The following is a 23,026-nucleotide window of genomic DNA, read 5'->3' on the forward strand; positions in this document are numbered from 1 at the left end:
TTGCCATGGGGGAATATCTGGCGGTAAGCGCGGACGTCAGGCTGGGGGAGGGGGTGAAGCTCGCCCACTTCATCAACCTGTACGGGTGTGAAATCGGGGACCGGACCAAGATCGGCGCCTTCGTCGAGATCCAGAAAAACGCCCGGATCGGGAATGACTGCAAGATCTCCAGCCATACCTTCATCTGCGAGGGGGTGGTCGTGGAGGATAACGTCTTCATCGGGCACAACGTGACCTTCATCAACGATCTCTATCCGCGGGCCACCAACCCCGGCGGCGGTCTGCAAAGCGAAGCGGACTGGGAGTGCGTCCCCACCCTGATCCGGGAGGGGGCGTCCATCGGTTCGAGCACCACCCTGCTTTGCGGGGTCACCGTCGGCGAACATGCCATGGTCGGGGCGGGGAGCGTGGTTACCAAAGACGTCCCACCTTACGCCATCGTGGCGGGAAATCCGGCCCGGCTGATCCGGCGCCTCGAGCGGGCGGCCACCCAGGAGGTGTACCATGAAAGTCCCCTATCTTGACCTCGCGGCGCAGTACCAGGGTATTGCCGAGGAGATCTCCGCGGCGATGACCCAGGTGATTGCCAGCTGCTCCTTCTCCGGCGGGCCGTTCGTCTCCGGGTTCGAAACCGCGTTTGCCGACTTCTGCGGCACCCGCCACGCGGTCGGGGTCGGCAGCGGGACCGAGGCGCTCTGGCTTTCCCTGCTCGCCCTCGGCATCGGCCCCGGCGACGAGGTGATCACGGTCCCCAACACCTTCATCGCCACGGCGGAGGCGATCTCGCTTTGCGGTGCGGTCCCGGTCTTCGTGGACGTGCAGGAGAAAAGCTTCACCATGGACCCCTCCCTCCTGGAGGCGGCGATCACCCCGCGCACCCGGGCGGTCATCCCGGTGCACCTTTTCGGGCAGCCGGCCGACCTCGACCCGATCGTGGAGATCGCCCGCCGGCACGGGCTGTTCGTGGTGGAGGACGCCTGCCAGGCCCACGGCTCCCGGTACAAGGGGAAGGGTCCGGGGGCGATGTCGGAAATCGCCTGCTTCAGCTTTTACCCCGGCAAGAACCTGGGCGCCTACGGCGAGGCGGGGGGGGTGGTGACCAACGACCGGAGCCTGGCGGAAAAGGTCCGGATCCTGCGCGACCATGGCCAGGCGACCAAGTACTGCCACGACGTGATCGGGATCAACAGCCGGATGGACGGCATCCAGGCGGCGGTCTTGAGCGTGAAGCTCAAGTACCTGGACGGCTGGAACCAGGCCCGGATCCGCCATGCCGAGCGGTACCGGGAGCTCCTCGCCGACCTGGAGGACGTCATCCTGCCGCGCCGGATGGAGTACGCCCACCACGTCTACCACATCTTCGCGCTGCGGGTCCGCAACCGGCCGCAGTTTCTGGCCACCCTCGCCGAGGCGGGGGTGAGCTGCGGGATCCATTACCCGGTACCGGTGCACCTGCAGCTCGCCTACCGGGGGCTCGGCCATGCCCGGGGGAGCTACCCGGTGGCGGAGCGCCAGGCCGAGGAGTTCCTCTCGCTGCCGATGTACCCGGAGCTGACCGACGAGCAGATCCGGCAGGTCGCTCAGGGGGTCCGGAGCGCCTGCCGTCCTAAGCGGGTCTACGTCACCTATCGGTTCGCCGGGGAGGTGCCCGTAGCGGCCCACAACCGGGCCCGGATCAAGGAGGGTCCGGAGGGTCCCGGGACGCAGCGGCGATGACCTTCGAGATGGTGGACCCCGCGGAGCGGGAAGGATGGGACCGGGCGATCCTGCGCCTTAAGGAACCGAGCATCTTCCACTCCGCCGCCTGGGCCAAGGTGTTGAGCCGCTCCTACGGCTATCGGCCCCGCTACCAGGTCCGCCTGGAGCACGGCGAGATCGCGGGGCTCCTCCCGGTGCTGGAGGTGCGCAGCCTGGCGACCGGATGCCGGGGTGTTTCGCTCGCCTTTTCCGATTTCTGCGAGCCGATCGCCCGGGACGCGGCGACCTTTGACGAGCTTTTGGGGAGGGCGGTCGACTACGGGAGGGGCGCGGGGTGGCGCTATCTGGAGCTTCGGGGCGGGGAACGTTTCCTCCCCGGCGTTCCCCCGTTTGCCAGCTATGTCGGGAACCGCGTCGACCTCTCCGAGGGGGAACCGGCGCTTTGGCGCCGCTTCTCGGGGAACACCCGGCGCAACATCGAGAAGGCGGTCGCCCAGGGGGTGGTGACGACCCGCTCCCGGTCCCTGGAGGCGGTGCGCGAGTTCTACCGGCTCCACTGCCTGACCCGGAAGCGGCACGGGGTTCCCCCCCAGCCCCTTTGCTTCTTTGAAAACCTGCACCGGTTCCTGATCGAGCCGGGGCTCGGCACCGTCGTTCTCGCCGCGCACCAGGGGCGCCCTGTCGCCGGGGGGCTCTACCTTTGCTTTGGTGCCACGCTCCTCTACAAGTTCGGCGCCTCGACCCTTGAGGACCGGAACCTGAGGGCCAACAACCTGGTCATGTGGGATGCGATCCGGTGGGGAATCGAAAACGGAGCGGGCGTGCTGAGCCTGGGGCGGACCGACTGCGGCGACGAGGGACTGCGCCGGTTCAAGCGCGGCTGGGGAGGGACGGAGTCGGTGATCAGCTACTACCGCTACGACCTTAAGGATGGCTGCTACCGGGAGCCCCTTCCCCCCGGGGGGGGCGGACGCCGGGTGCTCAACCGGCTCCCGGTCGCCCTGCTCCGCTGCATCGGCGCAATCTGCTACCGCCACGTCGGGTGAGGCAACGCGGGGAGACCCCGCAGGAGAGGAGGTTGCGATGGCGAGCGTGATCGAGATAGATCCCCTGGTCGACCCCCGCTGGGATGCCTTGGTGGAGAGCCACCCGTTCGGATGGATCACCCATCTCTCCGGCTGGAAACGGGTGCTGGACGACTCCTTCCCCCATCTCAAGGGGCACTACCTCGCCCTCGAGGAGCCCTCCGGCGTCCTCGTGGCGGGACTTCCGGTCTTCCAGACCTGGAGCCTTTTCGGGGGGAGGCAGCTGGTGAGCCTTCCGCAGGCCACCCTGTGCGACCCGCTGGTCCGCTCCGAGGAGGAGCTGGCGCCGCTCCTTGCTGCCTTGCGCGCCCTGGCCGAGCGGCTGAACTGCTCGGGCGCCGAGCTGCGGACCCTGACCGCCGCGCCGCTTTTCTCCGACCCGACTCTGGATGAGCGGCGGCGCTTCCGGTACCACTACCTCATGCTTCGCGCCGACCCTGAGGAGCTGATGCCCGCCTTCCACCGAAGCTGCGTGCGCCAGCGGATCGCGCGGGCCGTCGAGGCCGGGGTGACCGCGCGGCCGGGGACCGGAGTGGGCGATCTCGAGCTCTTCTACCGGCTCTACCTCGGGGCCCGGAAAAGGATCGGGCTCCTCCCCCAGCCGTACCGGTTCTTCGCCGCGCTCTGGAGCGAGTTCCACCCGTCCGGGCTGGTGACCCTCACCATGGCCGATTATGCCGGGGCGCCGGTGGCCGCCCTGCTCCTCTTCCGCTACGGCAAAAGGGTCTCCGCCGAGGTCTCGGTCGGCGACGAGGCGTACCGCGGGGTGAGCCCCAACCACCTCCTCTTCTGGGAGGCGATCCGGGCCGCCTGCCGGGAGGGGTACGAGGTGTTCGACTTCGGGAGGACCCCGGTGGAGCACAAGAGCCTGCTGGATGCCAAGAATCGGTGGGGGACCCTCTCCCATGATCTTTGTCACTACCATTACCAGCGTTCCGGGACCAGCGAGCGGGACGGCAAGGAGGTGCTGCGCTCCGTCGCGCTTTTGCGCAAGGCGGTCCCGACGCTCCCCCGCTTCGCCTTCCGCATGGCGGGGAACTTCTGCTACCGGCACCTGGTGTGACGGGAGGCTGTATGGACGAGCGGCCGGAACAAAGGGACTCTCTCCCCTGCCAGATCGGATCGGTCCCGAACCTCATCCTTTCCGGAGGGGGCGGGATCAATCCCCTGGCCGACGTCTGGCGCTGGGGGCGGCGCTTCTTGAAGCGCCGGGGCAACTACCTTTTGAACTGCTGGTCGCGGGAGGCTCCCCCCGGGGGGGAGGAGGGGGCGCCGTTGCTTCCCGGGACCCGGGTGCGGGTGAAAAGCGAAGCGGAGATCCGGGCCACCCTTAACCGCTGGAACCAGCTCAAGGGGTGCGCCTTCATGAACGAGATGCTCCCCTTCTGCGACAGCCGCCAGACGGTCCTGAAGCCGGTGGCCCGGTTTCTCGACGAGCGGGACTACCGCATGAAGAAATGCCGCGGCATCTACCTCCTGGAGGGGGTGTACTGCTCCGGGACCGTGGATTTCGGCAGCTGCGACCGCACCTGCTTCTACTTCTGGCGGCGCGAATGGCTGGAGCAGGCCGAGTGAGGACCGGGAAATCCAGGCTGGAGGAAACAATGGGACGCAACGTGGCCATGGTGGTTTTCTCGCACTACCCGAAAGACCCCCGGGTCCGGCGGGAGGCGGAGGCGCTCGCCGACGCGGGGATCTCCGTCGACGTCTTCTGCCTCAAGGACCGGGGGGCTCTGCCCCGCGAGCTCTGCAACGGGGTGCAGGTCTACCGGCTCCCCCTGCAAAGAAGCCGGTCCGGAAAGCTCAACTACGTCCTGGAATACGGGGCCTTCATCGCCGCCTCGGCCGGCGCCGTCGCCCTGTTTCACCTGAAGCGGCACTACCGGCTGGTCCACGTCCACAACATGCCGGACATCCTGGTGCTGAGCGCGCTGATCCCGAAGCTCGCCGGGGCGAAGGTCATCCTGGACCTGCACGACCCGGTCCCCGAGGTCTACATGACCAAGTACGCCCTCGCCGAGGATCACCCCGTGGTGCGGGGGATGTGCCTTTTGGAACGGCTGAGCGTGAAGTTCGCCGACCGGGTCTTGACCCCCAACTTCGCCTTCCAGGAGCGGTTCATCGCCCGCGGCTGTCCGAGGGAGAAGATCGACATCGTGATGAATTCGGCGCAGGAGGAGGTCCTCTGTTGCGGCACCGAGCCGCCGGCCCGGGAAGGATTCGTGGTGATGTTCCACGGGGTGATCAACCGCAGAAGCGGCATCCACGTCGCCCTGGAGGCGCTGCGCCTGGTCCGGGACCGGATCCCCGGGCTCTGTTTCGAGGTGTACGGGGAGGGGGAAGCACGCCCGGGCGCGGAACGGCAGGCGCGGGAACTGGGGTTGGAGGGAATGGTCCGCTTCCACGGCTACCGGCCGCAGGAGGAGCTCGGCCCCCGGATCCGGGAGATGAGCGTCGGCCTGGTCCCGAACATCAGCAGCCCCTTCACCGAGATCAACCTCCCCACCCGGATCCTGGAGTACCTCTCCCTGGGCAAACCGGTGATCGCACCCAGGACCCGGGGGATCACCGACTACTTCGACGACCGCACCCTGCTCTTTTTCGAGGCCGGGGACCCCGGGGCCCTGGCGGAGACGCTCTTCGACGCCTACGCCCACCCGGAGAAGCGGGAGGAGGTGGCGCGGGCCGGGACCAGCCGTTACCAGCCCTACCGGTGGGCCCGCCAGAAGGAGAAGCTCGTCGCGATCGTGGAGCGGACCATCGGTGCCTGCTGAAGGGGACCGGGGGAGGGGAGATGCCGGGGAAGAAGATTCTCGCAGCCGTTGCGCTTTTGGCCGCCGCACCCCACGGGGCGGAGGGGGGCTGGGATTTCGACCGGGACCGGGTCGGGGCCACCCCGTCCGGCTACTACGTGAGCGCCGGGCAGTGGCGGGTAAAGGGGGAGGCCACCGCTCCCTCACCCCCGAACGTCCTGGCGCAGCTGGGGCGGAGCTCGACCGACACCTTCAACCTCACCCTGGTCGCCGGCGCCCGTTACCGCGATGTCGAGCTTTCGGTAATGCTCCGTCCGGTCGGCGGGGAGCGCGAACCGGGGGGAGGGGTGGTCTGGCGGGCGCAGGACGCAAGAAACTACTACCTCGCGAGTTACGACCCGCTCGCCGGCGACTTCACCCTGGCCAAGGTGCACAACTTCGGACGGGTGGTGTTGCGGCGCGTCGCGACCCATAGCTTTTCCGGGTGGCACGCCCTTCGGGTGACCATGAACGGGGACCGGATCGAGTGCTACCTGGACGGGACGCGCTACCTGGAGCTGCGGGACCAGAGCTTCCCGGCGGCGGGAGAGGTGGGGCTTTGGACCCGGGGGGATGCGGTGACCTACTTCGACGACTTCGCCGTGACGGGAAGGTGAGAAAGGCAGTTTTAAGTTTTGAGTTTTGAGTTTTGCGTTCTGAGGCGTTGAGACCGGTTACCGCCACTAATGGCGTCTGGTTCGCTCCCTTAAGAATCGGCCGTAACGGTAGCAAGTGAGCCGGCGTAGCCCAGAACTCTGAACTCTGAACATTAACCGTTGAACGTTCAACTCAACACCGGTGACGTGAACCGTCGGGAGATACTGCCATGAAAACGCCGCGCCTGGTGATACTGCTCCTCCTCGTCCTCCTTGCCGCCTGTGCCACCCCGCTCCCTCCTCCCGCACCCCAGTCGGTGCTGGCGCATGCCCCGGCCCCGGTGCGGGCGTACCGGATCCAGATCGGGGACAGCCTCGACATCAAGTTCTTCTACAACCCGGAGCTCAACGAGACGGTCACGGTCCGCCCGGACGGCAAGATCGCCTTGCAGCTGGTCAAGGAGATCGAGGTCGCCGGCCGGACCGCCGCCCAGTTGACCGAGCTCCTCATCGAGCGCTACTCCCCCCAGATCAAGAGCCCGGAGATCACCGTCCTGGTCCGTACCTTCAACACCGAGAAGGTGTACGTGGACGGGGAGGTGAACAAGTCGGGCCTGGTCGCCCTGAGCGAGCCGATGACCATTCTCCAGGCGATCTCCCAGGCCGGGGGGGCCAAGCAGGACAGCGCCCGGCTGCAGGACGTCATCCTGATCCGGATGTCGGAAAAGGGTAAGACGGCGATGACCCTGAACCTGGAGGCCGCCCTGGACGGGAGCGATCCCAGGCAGGATGTGGCGCTTTTGCCCTACGACATCGTCTTCGTGCCGAGAACCACCATCACCAACGTGGACCTCTGGGTCGACCAGTACATCCGCCGGCTCCTCCCGTTCTCCCTGAGCGCCGGGGTCTACAAGGGGTACCCGTGATGCCAAAGGAAACTGCCATGGGAAACCTGATCCGTATCGAAGAGACCGGCCCGGGCCGAGGGAACCGGGACTATCTGAGGACCTGGCTCAGCGTCATTTTCAAAAACCGGCTCCGGATCGCCGTCGTCTGCGCCGTCTGCGTGGCGGCGACCGCTGCGGCGAGCTTCCTGCTGCCGCCGGTCTACGAGACCCGGTCGAGCATCCTGGTGAAGATCGGCCGTGAATACCAGAACCGCCAGGATCTCGGTAACGGCGCCCCCTTCGTCGCCGTAAGCCAGGAAGAGATGACCAACTCCGAGATCCAGATCCTCACCAACCGCGACCTGATCAAGAAGGTGATCGCGACGGTCGGGCTCGGCACCATCTACCCGGAACTGGCCCGGAATAACGGACCGGAGGCCGACCGGCTGGGGGTGGCCGCGGAGCTTTTCACCAGCCAGCTCAAGGTGGCGGTGGTCCGCAAGTCGAACGTGGTCCAGGTCTCGTTTCGGCACCGGGACCCGAAGGTCGCGGCCCGGGCGGTGAACACCCTGGTGGAGCTTTACACCGTGATGCATCTCCAGGCCTTCTCCGACAACAAGTCCCCCTTCCTGGAGCAGCAGCTCTCGGCCTACGAAAAGAAGCTCCGGCAATCGGAGGACACCCTGCAGAAGTTCAAGCAGGAGCACGGGGTGTATTCGCTCGACGAGCAGCGCCGGCTCCTCCTCGACCAGCGGACCTCCCTGGACACGGTGCTGAAGTCCGCCGAGAACTCGATCGCCGAACAGCAAAAGAAGATCGCGGCTCTGACCGCGCAGGGGCGGCGGCTCGCCCAGGTCGAGGGAGGCTACACCCAGACCGAGCGGGATCGGATCATCGTGGACGCCCGGGCGCGGCTGCTTTCGCTGCGGCTGGAGGAGCAGGAACTGCTCAAGAAGTACACCGAGGGAAACCGGCTCGTGGTCAACGTCCGTAACGAGATCCGGATGGTCACCAATTTCATGAAGGAGCAGGAAGAGGAAATCAAGACGCGGGTGAAAACGGCCAACCCGGTCTACCAGAACGTGCAGATCGAGCTGATCCGGGCCGAGACCGACTACCAGTCCCAAAAGGCGAAGGCCGGCACCCTGCGCCAGCAGCTGCGCCAGCTCGACGGGGCGATCCAGGCGCTCGACTTCCGGGAGAAGGATATCCAGAAGCTCAAGCGGGATCAGACGATCAACGAGAAGAACTACCAGACCTATCTGGAGCGCACCGAGGAGGCCCGCATCGCCGACGACATGAACCGGCTCAAGCTCGCCAACATCAGCGTCATCGAGCAGGCCGCGGTCCCGGCGGTTCCGGTGCGTCCGAACAAGGGGCGCAACCTCGTCCTGGGGCTCTTCTTCGGCCTGGTCGCCGGGGTCGCCGCCGCCTTTTTCCGCGAATATGCGGCGCAGAGCTTCTCCACCCCGGAGAGTGTGCAGCGGCGCCTGGGGGTCCCGGTGGTCGCGGCGATCCCTTACCGCGAGGGGGAGGCCGCCGGCACCTCGATCACCATCGGCTGAGCCGGGAAGCCGTCGGGCGAGGGCCGAAAGCGCCCGCTGCCGACCCATGGGACTAAAGGCATGATCATTCCTCTTTACTACCGTGTGAAGCCGTTTCTTCCCAGGCGCCTGCAGATAGCGTTGCGCCGGTGGCGGGCGTTCCGGACCCTCGGCCGGTGCGGACACTTCTGGCCGATCGATCCCCAGGCCGGGATCCCCCCCGAGGGGTGGGGCGGGTGGCCCGAAAAGCGGCGCTTTGCCCTCATCCTCACCCACGACGTGGATACGGACCGGGGACAGGAGAAGTGCCGGCACCTGCTGCAACTGGAGGAGAGCGCCGGGTTCCGTTCCTCCTTCAACTTCGTGGCCGCCCGCTACCTGGTATCGAGCGAGCTGCACGACCATCTGCGCGGCCGCGGCTTCGAGGTCGGGCTGCACGGGCTCGTGCACAACGCGACCCTCTACCAGTCCCGGGAGACCTTCCTGGCCCACGCCGAGCTGATCAACATCTTCTTGCGCCACTGGGGAGCGGTCGGCTTCCGTTCCCCCTGCATGTACCACAACCTGGAGTGGCTCCAGGAGCTCGACATCGAGTACGACGCCTCGACTTTCGATACCGACCCTTTCGAGCCGCAACCCGAGGGGGTCGGCACCATCTTCCCCTTCTGGGTCCCCGGGAGCGGGGGGAGGAAAGGCTATGTCGAGCTTCCCTACACCCTCCCCCAGGATTTCACCCTCTTCGTCCTGCTCCGGCAGCGGGGGATCGACCTTTGGAAACGCAAAATCGACTGGATCGCCCGGTGCGGGGGGATGGTCCTTTTGAACACCCATCCCGACTACATGTGCTTCGAGGGAGCGCCCGGGTTCGAGGAGTATCCCGCCTCGCTCTACACCGAGCTCCTCGACTACGTCCGGTCGCGCTACCGGGGCGAGTACTGGCACCCGCTGCCGCGGGAGATGGCCCGCTTCTGGGAAAAGGGGGGGCGGCTGGCCCGTGCCGTCCCGCAGGGAGGAGATCCGGGCGCCGCGTCGATGCGGTGGGACGCCCGGAACACGGGGGAAGCATGACGACCACGGCTGGGTTACCGCAGGGCTTCACCTGGGAGAGCGACAGCGTCGGGCCGCAGCAGTGGTCGGCGATCCTGCGCCCTTTTGCCGATGCGAACCTGTACCAGACCTGGGAATACGGCGCGGTGCGCTGGGGGGCGCCCAGGCTGAGCCACCTGCTATTGAAGCGCGACGGCGGGGTGGTCGCCTGCGCGCAGCTTGCCATCTTCCGGGCCCCGGTCAGCTCCGCCGGCATCGCCTATCTGCGCTGGGGGCCCCTGCTCCGGCTCGCCGGCGCCGCCGGGGTCGGTACCGCACGGGCCATGGCCGGGGCGCTCCGGGAGGAGTACGCGGTCAGGCGGCGCCTGCTCCTCAGGGTCGTCCCCCATCCGCTGTACGAGGAAAACCGCTCTCCGGAGCGCCTGGACCGCACCTACCGGGGGAGCGGCTTCGCCTGGGTCGGGGGGGGACACTCCTACCGCACCCTCCTGGTGGACCTCTCGCCTTCGCTGGAGGAGCTGCGCCGGCGGCTGGCCCAGAAGTGGCGCTGCGACCTGAACCGGGCCGAGCGCAACGGCCTGACGGTGACCGGGGGGACCTCGCTCGAGCTCTACGACCGGTTCGCCGCGATCTACCGGGAGATGTGCGCCCGCAAGCGCTTTGCCACCTCGATGGACCTCGACGAGTTCCGGGCCCTCCAGCAGGCGCTTCCCGAGGGGGCGAAGCTGCGGATCCTGGTCTGCGAAGAGGGGGGGGAGCCGGCCGCGGCGGCGATCTTCTCCGCCCTGGGGGAGTGCGGCATCTACCACCTCGGGGCGACGAGCACCCCGGGGCTGAAGACCAAGGGATCGAACCTCCTGCAGTGGCGGACCATCCAGTGGCTCAAGGAGAACGGGTACCGCTACTACGACCTCGCCGGCATCGACCCCGAGCGCAACCCCGGCGGATACCACTTCAAGGCGGGGCTTGGGGGGGAGGAGATCTGCTGCCACGGGTACCTGGAGAGCTGCACCTTTTTCGGGAGCCGGCTGGTGGCCGGGGTGGGGGGCCTCCTCCCGGGGTACGCCCGGCTCAAGCGCGCCGCCGGTCAGCTGCTGCGGGGCCGCGGCTGATGGACAGTCGGAGAGCCCATGCCATGTACGCGCTGATCACCCCGGCCTATAACGAGGAGCGGTACCTGGAAAAGACCGTGGCCTCGGTGCTGGCCCAGACCATCCTCCCGCTGCGCTGGGTGATCGTGAGCGACGGCTCCACGGACCGCACCGATGCCATCGCCCAAAGCTGCGCCCGGGAGCACCCGTTCATCCGCTTCCTGCGCCGGCCGAAAGGGGGGGGCGGGGGCGACTTCGCCGCGAAGGTTCGCGCCTTTGGGGCGGGGTATGACCTGCTGCGGGGGGTGCCGTACCAGTTCCTGGGCAACCTCGACGCCGACGTCTCCTTCGAGCCGGAGTACTTCGAGAGCATCCTCGAGGAGTACCGCCGCTCTCCCGGGCTCGGGATCGCCAGCGGCCGGATCTGGGAAGAGCAGGACGGCGAGCTCCGCCCGCTCCCCTTCGACGACACCCGGTACGTCTCCGGGCGGGTGCAGCTCTTTCGCCGGGAGTGTTTCGAGGCGATCGGCGGGTATCGGCCGGCGCCCCTGGGAGGGGAGGACACCATCGCGGCGGTGATGGCGCGGATGCTGGGGTGGGAGTGCGCCACCTTCGACCACCTCGCCGTGCTGCACCACAAAAAGGGGAGCGTCGCACGCGGCGCCCTCAAGGAGAGCTTCCGGGACGGCGCCAAGGACTACGGGCTCGGGAGTCATCCGCTGTTCCAGCTTCTGAAGGGGGTGCGCCGCATCACCCAGAAACCGTACCTGGTCGCCTCGGGGGTAAGAACCGCGGGATTTTTCTGGCAGTACTGCCTGAAGCCGCCACGGCCGGTCGACGACGACTTCGTCACGTTTTTCCGGTCCGAACAGTGGGAGAAAGTCCGGTCGCGTTTGCCAGCGCTGTTTTGAGCCGGCCCGGCCGGGGAGGTGGTCCACGATGTCACGCTCCGCAGGTACCTATTCAGCGGCCGGGGAGAGTTCCCGGCTCCCCTCCGGATGGCCGGGGACGCTCGCCGCGCTCGTCGTTGCCGCGGGGATCGGGGTCCTGATCGCCGCCGCCCCGCTGCCGGTCGCCCTCTTCGTCCTCGCCGCGGCGGCCGCCTCGATCGTGGCCCTGCTGCGACCGGAGGTCGCGCTCTACGCGCTGATGGCGGCGGTGATCCTGACCACCGAGACGATCGACGAGGAGTTCGCGGCGGCCGGAGGCTTTCCCCCGATCCCGGACCTGAAGCTCATGCAGGGGGTCCCCCCCGCCACCGTCGCGGCGCTCTTAGCGCTCGGTGCGCTCTACTTCGTCCGGCGCTTCGCGTTTCAGGGGCGCCCCTCCGTGGTGCCGCTCAGGTACCTCATCCCCTACGCCCTCCTCTTGGCCCTCGCCCTGGGCACCGGGCTCGGCAACGGCGCCGCCCCCGAGGAGGTCAAAAACGACCTGATCCGGTTCGTCTACCCCGCGCTCTGTTTCTACCTCTGCGTCAACCTTCTCGACGACGGGAAAAAGATCCGCACCATGCTCTGGGTGCTCTTCGCCGCCTGCGCGCTGCGCTGCACCCTGCTCGACCTCAACTACCTGACCGGCAACGGCCAGCCCTACGATTTCTCCACCGTGGTCACCCTCGACTCCGGGCTCCTCATGGCGTCGGGCATCATGGTCTCCCTGGTCCTGGCCCTCATCGTGGCGGGAAGGTGGCCCCGGCCGTTCCCGGTCGTGCTCCTGGCGCTTCTGCCCATGGTCTTCGCGCTCGTCTTCTCCTTCCGTCGGGGGCACTGGGTCGGGCAGATTGCCGCCGGCCTTCTCCTCTACCTCTGGAGCTTCCGGGACGCAAGAAGAAAGCTCGCCCTCGCCGCGCTCCTTTGCGCCCTGGTCGCCTCGGGAAGCTACCTGGCCGCGGGGGGGGGTGAGGCTCCCGGGGAAGAACGGCTCACCCTCGCCGCGCGGCTGGGCTCCATCTTCAATCCCTCCCAGCACTCGAACCGGCACCACTTCGAGGAGTCGGCGGTCACCCTCAAGGACCTCTCGGCGCGGCCGCTTTTGGGGATGGGGCTCGGCGGGACGCACTCCCCGGTCCCCGGGGCCTGGCGCGCCGAGGACCAGCCGCTGCACGTCGTGCACAACACCTTTCTCTACCTCTGGATGAAACTGGGGCTCGCCGGGATCTCCCTTTTGGTCGTGGGGGGGGGGGTCTACCTCAGGCGGGTGCACCGCTTCCTCCGCAGCGCGCCGGCATCGCCTTTGCGGGACCACGTCGTCGGGATCGGCTCCGGGGCCGGGATCTGGCTTTGCATGTTCGCCACCGGGCCGGTCCCCTGGTACCTGCACCAAAGCTTCCTGGTCGCGCTCTTTGCGGCGCTGTGCCTGAACCTCATGCGCCTGGACCCCTCAGGCTCGGACGTCCCCGGGAGATGTCGATGACGGACCACCGGATCTTCCATAACGCGCTTTTCAACACCGCGAGCTGGGTCGTGGCGGTGCTTCTGAGCCTGGTGTTTCTCCCCTACATCGTCGGCAGGCTGGGGGCGGACGGCTACGGGGTGCTGGTCCTCGTCCTGTCGGTGATCGGCTATTTCGCCGTCCTCGATCTCAACCTGGGGGACGCGGTGATCAAGTACGTGGCGCAGTACCACGCCGAGGGGAAGATGGGGAAGGTGAACGAGGTGGTCGGGAGCGTGATGCTCCTCTACCTCGCCCTGGGCTGCGCCGCGGGGGTTACCGTGCTGCTGTTGTCCGGGGAACTGGTGACGCATCTGCTCGACATCAAGCCCGAGCTCCGGCCGGCGGCCCTTTTCGCCTTCCGGGTCGGGGGGGCGGGGATCCTGCTCACCATGATCTCCTCGGCCCTGGCGGCGATCCCCAACGGGGTGAACCGCTACGACATCACCAGCAAGGCGACCATGGCCCTGGGGCTTTTTACCAGCCTCGGCACGGTGGGGCTTCTCTACCTCGGAGCGGGGCTGCGGGGGGTGGTGCTGCTCAACCTGGCGGTTTCTGTGGCCGGTATCGCCTTTTACGTCGCCATCGGCAAAAGGCTCCTTCCGGGTCTCGCGCTCCGACCGGTCTTGAGCCTCGCCTCGCTGGGGACGGTGCTTCGCTACGGGCTTTTTTCCCTGATGAGCCGGCTCTCCACCATGCTGCAGTTCCAGGGGGTCCGCCTCGTCGCGGGGGCGGTGCTCGGGGTGGCGTCGGTCACCTACTACGTGGTCCCCTTCAACCTGGTATCCCGGGCGATGGCGGTCACCTTCCGGGTCGGCGGCGTCATCTTCCCGGTGATCAGCGCGCTGCAGGGAAAGCGCGACTTCGATTCGGTCGCCCGGCTCTACCTCAAGGCTTCCCGGCTGATCTTCGCCATCTCCACGGCGCTCTGCCTCCCCCTTTTCCTCTTCGGGGGGCGTTTCCTCGCCCTGTGGATGGGGGAGTCCTTCCGGGCGCAGACCGGCTCGGTCCTGCTGCTGTTGACCGCGTCGCTGTATATCGACACCTGCACCAACATCCCCTCCAACGTGCTGAACGGGCTGGGGATGCCGAAGGTCTGCGGCTTTTTCGCGATGGCCAACGCGGGGATCAACCTCGCGCTGGTCTATCCGCTCAGCCGGTGGCTGAACATCGACGGGATCGCGCTCGCCTTTTTGGCCGGGCACGTCCTGGTCGCTCCCGCCTTCGTGGCCTACGTCACCAAGCGGGTGCTCAACCTCTCCTTGGTGCGGCTTTTCCAGGAGGTCTACCTGCTGCCGGCGGCGGCGGGTCTGGTCACGGCGCTGCCGTTCCTTTTCCTGCTCCGGCTCCCCTTCACCGGGGTGGCGGCCGTGCTCGGTGCGATGCTGGCGACCTCGCTCCTGTACCTGGCCGTATCCTGCGGGATGGGCGTTTTTTCCCGGGAAGAGCGGGCCTTTGTCGTGCAGTACTTCCGCCCGGGGCGCAAAGAACGCGCCGCCGGCGCGTTGGAGGAGCCACCGTGAACGTCCTTCAGGTGAATTTTTTGGAAGCGACCGGCGGCGCCGCCCGGATCTCCTACGACCTCTTTCGCGGCTACCGGGAGCGGGGGCACGGCTCGTATCTCGCCGTCGGGAGAAAGCAGAGCGCCGACCCGGACGTCTTCGAGATCCCCAACGAGCCGATGCGCAACCGCTGGTCGGGCTTTTGGCGCAGCGGCGAGCGGCGTCTGACCGAGGGGGGGATCCGCCTGCTCCCCGGCCTGGCGCGGCTTTTGGCCCGCCTCGGCGAGCCGCGGCGCTGGCGGGAGGAGCTGGCCGGTGTCGAGGACTGCCACTTCCCGGGGACGGCCCGGCTCCTCGACCTCCCCTCCCGGCGCCCCGACCTGCTCCACCTCCACGTGCTGCATGGCGGCTATTTCGACCTGCGCCTGCTGCCGGAGCTTTCCGCCGCGCTCCCGACCGTGGTCACCCTCCACGACGAGTGGCTGATGACCGGGCACTGCGCCTGCACCCTCGGCTGCGAGCGCTGGCGGACCGGGTGCGGCGCCTGTCCTGACCTTGCCAGCTATCCGCCGGTAAAGAGGGATGCGACTGCCTACAACTGGCAGCGCAAACGGATGCTCTACCGGGACAGCCGGCTTTACCTCGCCACCCCCTCCCGCTGGCTCATGGACCGGGTGTACCGCTCCATGCTGCGGCCGGCCCTGGCGGAGGCGCGGGTCATCCCCAACGGGGTCGACCTGTCGGTGTTCTCTCCCGGTGACCGGGGCGCCGCCCGCCGGGAGGTGGGGGTGGACGAGGGGGCGTGGGTGGCCCTTTTCGTCGGCCACGGGGTGGTCAAAAACCGCTTCAAGGATTTCGACACCCTGCTGAACGCCGTGAGCTCGCTTCCCGGAGGGACCGGGGGGCGCCGGCCGCTGCTGATCTGCCTCGGCGAAGAGGGGGAGACCCGGGTCGCCGGGGGGGCGGAGATCCGGTTCGTCGGTTACCAGGGGGACCCGCACCGGGTGGCCCGGTTCTACCGTGCCGCCGACGTCTACCTCCACGCCGCCCATGCGGACACCTTTCCGACCACCGTGCTGGAGGCCCTGGCCTGCGGGACCCCGGTGATCGCCACCGCCGTCGGCGGCATCCCCGAGCAGATCGACGAGGGGGAGTCCGGCTTCCTGGTCCCCCCCGGCGACCCCGGGGCCATGGCGGAGCGGATCCGGCAACTGCAGGGGAACCCGGCGCTCAGGTGCCGGATGGGAGAGTACGCCGCGGCCGCCGCCCGCCGCCGCTTTTCCCTTACGCGGATGGTCGACGACTATATCGACTGGTACCAGATGATTCACCTGCGCCGGTACGGGGGGGACCTTCCCTCCGCCTCCGTCGCATCGGGGTGACAAAAGGGAGGGCTACCACTATGAAAACGGCACTGGTCTGTGGAGCTGGTGGGTTTATCGGAAGCCATATGGTGCAGCGGCTCAAATCGGAAGGGTACTGGGTGATGGGGGTCGACCTCAAGTTCCCGGAATACTCGGAAACCGCCGCCGACGAGTTCGTCCTGGGGGACCTGCGGGAATTTCCCCTCTGCCAGCGGGTGGTCGACCGCCGTTTCGACGCGGTCTACCAGTTCGCCGCCGACATGGGGGGGGCCGGGTTCATCTTCACCGGCGACCACGACGCGGCGATCATGCACAACTCCGCCACCATCAACCTCAACATGGTCGAGGCCTGCCGGAGGCGGAACATCAAGAAGATCTTCTATTCCTCCTCGGCCTGCATCTATCCCGAGCACAACCAGCTCGACCCGGACAATCCCAACTGCGAGGAAAAAAGCGCCTACCCGGCCGCTCCGGACAGCGAATACGGCTGGGAAAAGCTCTTCAGCGAGCGCCTCTACCTGGCCTACGGCCGAAACCACGGGATGGAGGTCCGCATCGCCCGCTTCCACAACGTCTTCGGCCCGGAGGGGACCTGGGACGGGGGGAGGGAAAAGGCGCCGGCCGCCATCTGCCGCAAGGTCGCCCTCAGCCGGGACGACAGCGTGATCGAGATCTGGGGGGACGGCCAGCAGACCCGCTCCTTTCTCTACATCGACGAATGCCTGGAGGGGATCTCGCGGCTGATGCGCTCTAATTGGACGGGACCGGTGAACATCGGCTCCGACGAGATGGTGAGCATCAACGATCTGGTCGCGATGGTGGCGAAGATCGCCGGGAAGCACCTCGGCATCAAACACATCCCGGGTCCGCTCGGGGTCCGGGGGCGCAACTCGGACAACCGGCTCATCTACGAAAAGCTCCACTGGCGCCCGTCGCAGCCGCTGGCCGCGGGCCTGGAGACGACCTATGCCTGGATCAGCCAGCAGGTCCGGGAATCGGGAAGGATGGCGCCATGAGAGAGCGCCCCCGCATCTCCATCGTCACCCCCTGCTACCAGGCGGAGCACTCGATCCGGGAGACCGTGGCGTCGGTCCTGGAGCAGACGGCGATCCTTTCCGGGCGCGCCGAGCTCGAATACCTGATCCGGGACGGGGGATCGACGGACCGGACCGTCCCGATCATCGAGTCCTTCGGCTCTAAGCGGATCACCATCATCTCCGAGCCGGACCGCGGGATGTACGATGCCCTCGCCAAGGGGCTGCGGCAGGCTACCGGCGACATCGTCGCCTACCTGAACGCCGGGGATTACTACCACAAGTGCGCCTTCGACATCGTGCTGGACATCTTCCGGAACAAGCAGGTGAAGTGGCTGACCGGCTACCAGACCCTCTACAACGCGAGCTCGCAGGTGGTCGGCTTCCGGATCCCCTTCCGCTACCGTCGGCGCCTGTTCGCCCGGGGGCTGTACGGTCCCCGCCTGGGGTTTGTCCAGCAGGAATCGACCTTCTGGGCCAAGGAGCTTCTCGATGCGGTCGATTTCGATTCCCTGCGCCGTTTCCGGAACTCCGGCGACTTCTACCTCTGGCACCAGTTCGCGCAAAAGGCCGACCTGCACATCGTCGCGGCGTACCTGGGGGGCTTCAAGGTCCATCCCGATTCGCTCACCCAGAAGGGAGCGCAGGAAGCGGGGGGGGCGCCCGCGGCCAACAATATCAAGGAGATCCGGGAGCTGGCCCAGCGCCCGGGGCTGCCGGATTACCTCGTGTGCGCCTTCGACCGCCTGGTCGGCGCGCTGCCGTTGCGGGTGAAAAAAAGCCTCAACCCCGACCAGCTCTTCGTCTGGGACAAGGACCGGGAAGAGTGGGTGTGATTTCGGCGAAATGCCACCAAGCACCCGGGGGGACGGCGGGCCGGTAGCGGTTGCGGCCCGCAGCCCGATTCCGGCAGGGAGCAAGCCCTATGAGCGCCATGATCGGTAAAGCATGCCGGGCCCTGATGCGGCAGCTGAAATCTTCCGGCTGGGCCGGGAATCTGGTAACCCGCGGGTTCCAGGCCTGGTACGAGATCCCCGTGGCCCCGACCCATTACTACAGCCCGTTGCCGGATGTGGCGGCGCTGCGGGAGAAGATGCCCCGCTGGTACCGGGAAAGCGATCTGGGCGGCGTGGAGCTGGCGGTGGAAGAGCAGTTGGGCGTCCTGGAAGCCCTGCGCCCCTACCGGGAGGAATGCCGGGACCTGCCGGATTTCGAGGCGGTCACCGCGGCCGGTTACGGCCCGGGCTACGGCGAGGTGGAGGCCTCTTTGCTGCACTGCATGATCCGCCATCTCAAGCCGGGGCAGGTGATCGAGATCGGCTCCGGGGTGTCGACCTGCTATGCCTTGGAGGCGCTGCGCCGAAACCGGTCCGAGGGTGGGAAGGAGTTCTCCCTGAGCTGCATCGAGCCTTACCCGAGCGCCAAGTTCCGCGAACTCGCCGGAGCCGGCCGCCTCGAGCTGCATGCGCAGGAGGTCCAGGACGTCGAGCTTTCCTGTTTCGACCGCTTGGGACCGGACGATCTTCTGTTCATCGACTCGAGCCATGTCTGCAAGCTGGACAGCGACATCAACCACATCTACCTCGAAATCCTCCCCCGCCTGGCCAAGGGGGTGGTGATCCACATCCACGACATCCCGTTTCCCTATGCGACCTGTCATCCGGAACACCCCGCCTTCGCGGTCTCCATGTTGTGGAACGAGGCGGCGCTGGTGCGGGCGCTCTTGATGTACAGCCACGCGTTTCGCATCGTCATGTGCCAGAGCTATCTGCACTACAAGTTCCCCGAGGCGATCCAGGGGGTCGTGGAGCGGTACGATCCCTCCCGGCACTTCCCCACCTCGCTGTGGCTGAGAAAGGTGGTCTGACCGGTCGGGGATAAGGGAAGCAAAGGAGGTGATCCGGATGAGCGCCGAAACAGTACGCACCGGGGGGAAAGGGCACCAGCCGGGGAGAAGGCCGCGTTTCAGCATCGTCACCGTCGTCTTGAACGGGGAGCAGGGGCTGCCCCGGACCCTGACCTCGGTGGTGAACCAGACCTACCGGAATTTCGAGTTGGTGGTCATCGACGGCGGTTCCTCCGACGGCACCATCGAGCTGATCAAGGGCTACCAGCGCTTCATCCGGTACTGGATCAGCGAACCCGACCGTGGGATCTACGATGCCATGAACAAGGCGATCCAGGTCTGCCGGGGGGATTACCTGTACTTTCTCAACTGCGGGGACACCTTTGCCGCTCCCGATACCCTGGAGCAGGTGGTCGCCAGGCTCGACGGCGCTACCCCCGACATCGTCTGCGGCAACGTCCTCCAGCTGCACGAAACCGGCCCCCGGATGTTTCGTTACGATATCGGCTCGCAGTACCAGCTCTACCGCGACACCATATGTCACCAGGCGCTCTTCACCGCGCGGCGGGTTTTCGCCACCACCGGGATCTTCGACATCAGCTACCGGATCAGCGCCGACCGGGAGTGGCTGTTGCGGGCGCTCAAGCGCCACCACTTCGAGATCTGCTTCATCGACCTCCCGGTTTGCCTTTTCGACGTCACCGGGGTGAGCTCCCGGCAGCGGACGCGGCTCAAGATCGAAAACCTGAGGATCAACCGCGCCTATTTCACCTGGAGGTTCTACCCGTTTTTACTGCGGCAGTTGCTTGCCAAGGTGGGAAGGATGGCACTGGTACAGAAGGTGGGGTAGACGCGGGGATCGGGGATCGGGGGCAGGCGGCAACCAACAAGGGGTGCGTGCGATAGCACGGCTTGCAACGGACCGGGTGCAGCTGGGGCGGAGATGCACCATCAGAAAGGCAAATCCCCCCATCCCCCCTTTGCCAAAGGGGGGTGTCAAGGACGAAAGGGGGGCCAAGGCGAGAGCTGTTCCCGCAACGCCGGCTTTGCCCCGGTGCGGAGAACATCTTTTGAATTCCCAAAGAAAAAGGCGGTGTTGCCACACCGCCTTTTCTTTTGCCTCAACTTGTTGACAGGCCCGCCGAAGGGTTACTGACCTATGGAGATGCTGGACGGGGCATAGAGTTCCAGCGACGGGTCGAAGGCTCCCAGGGTGGGGGCGGTTCCGGAGAACGGCAGACCTACCTTGGTCCCTTTCCCGACGATGTTGGCGGTGGCGCTCCCGGGACGGTAGTAAGGATCGGGCCGGTTGCCGGAACCCTGGAACTGGGCGGCGAAGTTGTAGTTGTTGGTCACCGTGGTGAATCCGCCGCTCCCGTAGTTGTACGTGTACGCCCCGTTGGCGACGTTGTTGTTGGTGAAGACGATGTTGGAGATGCCGGCCCCGCCCGGGTAGATCAGCGCTCCGTGCGCGACCCCCTTGAAGATGTTGTTCCGGATGTTCACCGAGTCCAGGGTGCCGACCCCGTTTTGCATGTAGATGCCCTGGCTGCTCCCGTTGTTCATGGTGTCGAACACGTTGTTGTAGATGTTGATGTTGCTTCCGACGAAGGGGGCCCCGGTCTTGTCGGTGGTGTTGATGGCGACGGCATCGCCGTAGATGTTGTAGAAGACGTTGTTTCTGATGGTGACGTTCTTGGTGTACCCCTTGCCGTGGATGCCGATGGCGGTGTCATACCCCTTGGTCGAGGTGGTATTGGTGAAATAGTTGCCGGCAATCAGCACGTTTTCCACGAAGTAGCAGCTTTCCAGCGCCTGGCCGACCGCGGTGCTCCCGGTTCCCTGGGGGACGTCGCTGGCGAAGGTGTTGTTGATGATCTCCCAGGAATAGGGGAGGTTCGGTCCGTTTGGATTGAGCAGGATGGAGTACATCCCGTTGGTCCAGTTGTTGTAGAACTTGGTGTCCCCTTCCACCATCCAAACCTCGATGGCGACCGTGTGCCAGGCCAGGGTGGCCACCTTCATGGTGTTGTTGTAGAACTGCACGTCGTTCCACCAGTGCGAGGTGTTCCCCACGGCGCTGAGCAGCGAGGTGGAGTTGTCGATCACGTTGTCGTGGATGCTCGAAGACTTGATGGAGTTGGGGTAGAGCTTCGAGTTGATCAGCGTGTTGTTGTAGATCTGGATGCCGGTGGCCCATTCGTTTGCGGCCGGCTCGGTGCTCAGGGGCGCGCTGTCGTCGCAGTAGGTCGCCGTCTGGGTCGGCGCCGTGGTCAGGCAGGCGTTGCTGTAGATGTACATCTTGCCGTAAACGCTGATGGCGTTCGCGAAGCCGTTGAAGGCGCAGTCGTGGAAGATCTGGTTGCTGCGTGCTCCGGAGAGGATCGCGGTGCCGGTGCCGACAAAACCGATGCCGGCGATCTCGTTTGCCCCGTTCACCACGGGAAGCGAGCTCGTGGCCTTGATATAGGGGTTGGCGGTGGTGTTGATGGTGACCAGGGAGCTCCCCGCTCCGAGGATCTTGACGCCGGTTTTGAGGGTGCAGGTGCTGTTGTCGGTGTAGCTCCCCGCATTGACGTTGATCGTGTCGCCGGAGACCGCCTTGCCGCAGGCGTACGACAGGGTCTGCCAGGGCGCCGACGCAGATCCTGCTGCGCTGTTGCTCCCGTTCGGTGCGACGAAGTAGGTGGCCGCCCATGCTGCCGGCGACATGAAGGACATCATCGAGAAAGCCAGGATCCCAAAGCAGGTTCTGCTCACTGTTCTCTTCATTCCGTATCTCCTTTGCAAAGTTACTCTATCTCGAGCAAACTTCGCCGTCGTTCCCATTGATTATACCGCGTAACCGGATTCTTTCTGACAGTGTCGCTACCCCCGCCGCAGATTCTTATGAGGAATCCGCGGCGGAGGAAGTGCCGGTTGATTGATCGCTATGGGATTGGCGGCAGGCTCTGGTTCAGTCTAGTAGCCGGCGACGTTGATCTCGGCCGCGGAGGTCCAGGGACCGCCGTTTACCTCCGAGAGGGCTCTCAGCCGGATGTACTGGCCGCTTTTGGCCGCGAAGGAAACCTGCTTCAGCGTGGTGCTTTTGGCAAAGGTCCCGGTTGCCACCGGGGTGCCCCAGTTCACGCCGTCGGCGCTGACGTAGAATTCGTACTTCGCGATGGTGCCGTTGATGCCGCCGTCCTGGCGCGGCAGGTAGCTGAAGCTGGAGAGCTTGTACGATTTGCCGAGGTTGATCTGGATCTCGTGCGGGGCGGCAGGCGCAGCCTTGTACCACTGGGTGTGCCAGATGGTGGTGGAGCTCCCGTCGAAGGCGTTGGTTGCCGCGCCGTTTTGACCGACCGTTTCCTGGCTGTCGGCATACTTGAGCTTCCACAGGGTATGGGGGATGTTTGCGGCGGTCGTGGTGGTCGCGGTCGCCGCGAAGGTGGCGGAAATGGTGTGGTTTGCGGTGACGCTGGTGAAGGTGTAGGAGGAAACCGCGCCGACCGAGGTGCCGTCGACCGTTACTGCCGCTACCTGGTAACCCGACGCCGGGGTGATGCTGTAGGCCTGGGAGCTGCCGGCATTCACGGTGGCGGTTCCTGCCGGGGAGATGCTCCCGCCGGTGCCGGCGCTGGCGGCGATGCTGTAGCTGATGGTGGCAAACGAGGCGGCGATGGTGTGGTTGGCGGCGACGCTGTTGAAGGTGTAGGAGGAGACCGCGCCTACCGAGGCGCCGTCGACCGTTACCGAGGCGATCTGGTAGCCCGATGCCGGGGTGATGCTGTAGGCCTGGGAGCCGCCGGCATTCACCGAGGTGGTCCCGGCCGGGGAGATGCTCCCGCCGGTGCCGGCGCTGGCGGCGATGCTGTAGCTGACGGTGGCAAACGAGGCGGCGATGGTGTGGTTGGCGGCGACGCTGTTGAAGGTGTAGGAGGAGACCGCGCCTACCGAGGCGCCGTCGACCGTTACCGAGGCGATCTGGTAGCCCGATGCCGGGGTGATGCTGTAGACCTGGGAGCCGCCGGCATTCACGGTGGCGGTTCCCGCCGGGGAGATGCTCCCGCCGGTGCCGGCGCTGGCGGCGATGCTGTAGCTGACGGTGGCAAACGAGGCGGCGATGGT

21 protein-coding genes are annotated in these 23,026 nt (G+C 66.4%); 19 read left to right on the forward strand and 2 right to left on the reverse strand.

Annotation, left to right across the window (positions count from 1 at the left end; genetic code table 11):
* The first annotated feature begins 5 nt into the window (after window positions 1-5).
* From JFN93_RS11575 to JFN93_RS11665, 19 genes are all read left to right on the forward strand, one after another.
* Window positions 6-524 carry an acyltransferase gene (locus tag JFN93_RS11575; RefSeq protein ID WP_199384232.1) on the forward strand — a complete coding sequence of 173 codons (519 nt, stop codon included), beginning with the start codon at window positions 6-8 and terminating at the stop codon, window positions 522-524.
* On the forward strand, window positions 505-1,716 hold the full coding sequence (locus tag JFN93_RS11580; protein ID WP_199384233.1) for a DegT/DnrJ/EryC1/StrS family aminotransferase: 1,212 nt from the start codon (window positions 505-507) through the stop codon (window positions 1,714-1,716). Before JFN93_RS11575 ends, JFN93_RS11580 begins: the two co-directional genes overlap by 20 nt.
* Complete coding sequence (locus tag JFN93_RS11585) at window positions 1,713-2,744, forward strand: lipid II:glycine glycyltransferase FemX (RefSeq protein WP_199384234.1); 1,032 nt, start codon at window positions 1,713-1,715, stop codon at window positions 2,742-2,744. Before JFN93_RS11580 ends, JFN93_RS11585 begins: the two co-directional genes overlap by 4 nt.
* A 37-nt stretch (window positions 2,745-2,781) precedes the next feature.
* Window positions 2,782-3,846: a GNAT family N-acetyltransferase gene (locus JFN93_RS11590; RefSeq protein WP_199384235.1), complete on the forward strand. Its 1,065-nt coding sequence runs from the start codon at window positions 2,782-2,784 to the stop codon at window positions 3,844-3,846.
* An 11-nt stretch (window positions 3,847-3,857) separates the two neighbouring features.
* The gene (locus JFN93_RS11595) at window positions 3,858-4,358 is read left to right on the forward strand and encodes a hypothetical protein (protein ID WP_199384236.1); all 501 of its coding nucleotides are present in this window, start codon (window positions 3,858-3,860) and stop codon (window positions 4,356-4,358) included.
* Window positions 4,359-4,387: 29 nt separating this feature from the next.
* Window positions 4,388-5,557, forward strand: coding sequence for a glycosyltransferase family 4 protein (locus tag JFN93_RS11600; RefSeq protein ID WP_199384237.1), 1,170 nt, complete (start codon window positions 4,388-4,390; stop codon window positions 5,555-5,557).
* Window positions 5,558-5,577: 20 nt separating this feature from the next.
* Complete coding sequence (locus JFN93_RS11605) at window positions 5,578-6,192, forward strand: hypothetical protein (protein WP_199384238.1); 615 nt, start codon at window positions 5,578-5,580, stop codon at window positions 6,190-6,192.
* Window positions 6,193-6,401: 209 nt separating this feature from the next.
* On the forward strand, window positions 6,402-7,097 hold the full coding sequence (locus tag JFN93_RS11610) for a polysaccharide biosynthesis/export family protein (RefSeq protein ID WP_199384239.1): 696 nt from the start codon (window positions 6,402-6,404) through the stop codon (window positions 7,095-7,097).
* A gap of 17 nt (window positions 7,098-7,114) precedes the next feature.
* The gene (locus JFN93_RS11615) at window positions 7,115-8,623 is read left to right on the forward strand and encodes a GumC family protein (RefSeq protein WP_199384240.1); all 1,509 of its coding nucleotides are present in this window, start codon (window positions 7,115-7,117) and stop codon (window positions 8,621-8,623) included.
* A gap of 60 nt (window positions 8,624-8,683) precedes the next feature.
* Window positions 8,684-9,670, forward strand: coding sequence for a polysaccharide deacetylase family protein (locus JFN93_RS11620; RefSeq protein ID WP_199384241.1), 987 nt, complete (start codon window positions 8,684-8,686; stop codon window positions 9,668-9,670).
* A complete protein-coding gene (locus JFN93_RS11625) occupies window positions 9,667-10,761 on the forward strand; it encodes a lipid II:glycine glycyltransferase FemX (protein ID WP_199384242.1) in 1,095 nt (364 codons plus the stop codon). The genes JFN93_RS11620 and JFN93_RS11625 overlap by 4 nt, the downstream gene beginning before the upstream one ends.
* Window positions 10,761-11,651, forward strand: coding sequence for a glycosyltransferase family 2 protein (locus tag JFN93_RS11630; protein ID WP_199384243.1), 891 nt, complete (start codon window positions 10,761-10,763; stop codon window positions 11,649-11,651). Before JFN93_RS11625 ends, JFN93_RS11630 begins: the two co-directional genes overlap by 1 nt.
* A 28-nt stretch (window positions 11,652-11,679) precedes the next feature.
* The gene (locus JFN93_RS11635; RefSeq protein WP_199384244.1) at window positions 11,680-13,152 is read left to right on the forward strand and encodes an O-antigen ligase family protein; all 1,473 of its coding nucleotides are present in this window, start codon (window positions 11,680-11,682) and stop codon (window positions 13,150-13,152) included.
* Complete coding sequence (locus JFN93_RS11640) at window positions 13,149-14,693, forward strand: MATE family efflux transporter (RefSeq protein ID WP_199384245.1); 1,545 nt, start codon at window positions 13,149-13,151, stop codon at window positions 14,691-14,693. Before JFN93_RS11635 ends, JFN93_RS11640 begins: the two co-directional genes overlap by 4 nt.
* Complete coding sequence (locus JFN93_RS11645; RefSeq protein WP_199384246.1) at window positions 14,690-16,054, forward strand: glycosyltransferase; 1,365 nt, start codon at window positions 14,690-14,692, stop codon at window positions 16,052-16,054. Before JFN93_RS11640 ends, JFN93_RS11645 begins: the two co-directional genes overlap by 4 nt.
* A gap of 20 nt (window positions 16,055-16,074) precedes the next feature.
* On the forward strand, window positions 16,075-17,052 hold the full coding sequence (locus tag JFN93_RS11650) for an NAD-dependent epimerase/dehydratase family protein (RefSeq protein WP_199384247.1): 978 nt from the start codon (window positions 16,075-16,077) through the stop codon (window positions 17,050-17,052).
* Window positions 17,049-17,906 (forward strand): glycosyltransferase, encoded by an 858-nt coding sequence (locus tag JFN93_RS11655; RefSeq protein WP_199384248.1) that lies wholly within the window; start codon window positions 17,049-17,051, stop codon window positions 17,904-17,906. The genes JFN93_RS11650 and JFN93_RS11655 overlap by 4 nt, the downstream gene beginning before the upstream one ends.
* 89 nt (window positions 17,907-17,995) lie before the next feature.
* Window positions 17,996-18,937 carry a class I SAM-dependent methyltransferase gene (locus JFN93_RS11660; protein WP_199384249.1) on the forward strand — a complete coding sequence of 314 codons (942 nt, stop codon included), beginning with the start codon at window positions 17,996-17,998 and terminating at the stop codon, window positions 18,935-18,937.
* Between the two features lie 37 nt (window positions 18,938-18,974).
* A complete protein-coding gene (locus tag JFN93_RS11665; RefSeq protein ID WP_199384250.1) occupies window positions 18,975-19,766 on the forward strand; it encodes a glycosyltransferase family 2 protein in 792 nt (263 codons plus the stop codon).
* A 299-nt stretch (window positions 19,767-20,065) separates the two neighbouring features.
* On the opposite strand, the gene JFN93_RS11670 is transcribed toward JFN93_RS11665, so the two are convergent.
* The gene (locus tag JFN93_RS11670; RefSeq protein WP_199384251.1) at window positions 20,066-21,688 is read right to left on the reverse strand and encodes a glycoside hydrolase family protein; all 1,623 of its coding nucleotides are present in this window, start codon (window positions 21,686-21,688) and stop codon (window positions 20,066-20,068) included.
* Window positions 21,689-21,877: 189 nt separating this feature from the next.
* Window positions 21,878-23,026, reverse strand: a 1,149-nt coding sequence (locus tag JFN93_RS11675) for a discoidin domain-containing protein (RefSeq protein WP_199384252.1), incomplete at its 5' end; no start/stop codon positions are given.

The sequence above is a fragment of the Geomesophilobacter sediminis genome (assembly GCF_016458275.1).
Taxonomy (GTDB): Bacteria; Desulfobacterota; Desulfuromonadia; order Geobacterales; family Geobacteraceae; genus Geomesophilobacter; species Geomesophilobacter sediminis.

Bases quoted from the DNA above. Each gene is read 5' to 3' on its own strand.
- JFN93_RS11575 (WP_199384232.1), top strand. From the start codon at position 6: ATGGGGGAATATCTGGCGGTAAGCGCGGACGTCAGGCTGGGGGAGGGG.
- JFN93_RS11580 (WP_199384233.1), top strand. From the start codon at position 505: ATGAAAGTCCCCTATCTTGACCTCGCGGCGCAGTACCAGGGTATTGCC.
- JFN93_RS11585 (WP_199384234.1), top strand. From the start codon at position 1,713: ATGACCTTCGAGATGGTGGACCCCGCGGAGCGGGAAGGATGGGACCGG.
- JFN93_RS11590 (WP_199384235.1), top strand. From the start codon at position 2,782: ATGGCGAGCGTGATCGAGATAGATCCCCTGGTCGACCCCCGCTGGGAT.
- JFN93_RS11595 (WP_199384236.1), top strand. From the start codon at position 3,858: ATGGACGAGCGGCCGGAACAAAGGGACTCTCTCCCCTGCCAGATCGGA.
- JFN93_RS11600 (WP_199384237.1), top strand. From the start codon at position 4,388: ATGGGACGCAACGTGGCCATGGTGGTTTTCTCGCACTACCCGAAAGAC.
- JFN93_RS11605 (WP_199384238.1), top strand. From the start codon at position 5,578: ATGCCGGGGAAGAAGATTCTCGCAGCCGTTGCGCTTTTGGCCGCCGCA.
- JFN93_RS11610 (WP_199384239.1), top strand. From the start codon at position 6,402: ATGAAAACGCCGCGCCTGGTGATACTGCTCCTCCTCGTCCTCCTTGCC.
- JFN93_RS11615 (WP_199384240.1), top strand. From the start codon at position 7,115: ATGGGAAACCTGATCCGTATCGAAGAGACCGGCCCGGGCCGAGGGAAC.
- JFN93_RS11620 (WP_199384241.1), top strand. From the start codon at position 8,684: ATGATCATTCCTCTTTACTACCGTGTGAAGCCGTTTCTTCCCAGGCGC.
- JFN93_RS11625 (WP_199384242.1), top strand. From the start codon at position 9,667: ATGACGACCACGGCTGGGTTACCGCAGGGCTTCACCTGGGAGAGCGAC.
- JFN93_RS11630 (WP_199384243.1), top strand. From the start codon at position 10,761: ATGGACAGTCGGAGAGCCCATGCCATGTACGCGCTGATCACCCCGGCC.
- JFN93_RS11635 (WP_199384244.1), top strand. From the start codon at position 11,680: ATGTCACGCTCCGCAGGTACCTATTCAGCGGCCGGGGAGAGTTCCCGG.
- JFN93_RS11640 (WP_199384245.1), top strand. From the start codon at position 13,149: ATGACGGACCACCGGATCTTCCATAACGCGCTTTTCAACACCGCGAGC.
- JFN93_RS11650 (WP_199384247.1), top strand. From the start codon at position 16,075: ATGAAAACGGCACTGGTCTGTGGAGCTGGTGGGTTTATCGGAAGCCAT.
- JFN93_RS11655 (WP_199384248.1), top strand. From the start codon at position 17,049: ATGAGAGAGCGCCCCCGCATCTCCATCGTCACCCCCTGCTACCAGGCG.
- JFN93_RS11660 (WP_199384249.1), top strand. From the start codon at position 17,996: ATGAGCGCCATGATCGGTAAAGCATGCCGGGCCCTGATGCGGCAGCTG.
- JFN93_RS11665 (WP_199384250.1), top strand. From the start codon at position 18,975: ATGAGCGCCGAAACAGTACGCACCGGGGGGAAAGGGCACCAGCCGGGG.
- JFN93_RS11670 (WP_199384251.1), bottom strand. From the start codon at position 21,688: ATGAAGAGAACAGTGAGCAGAACCTGCTTTGGGATCCTGGCTTTCTCG.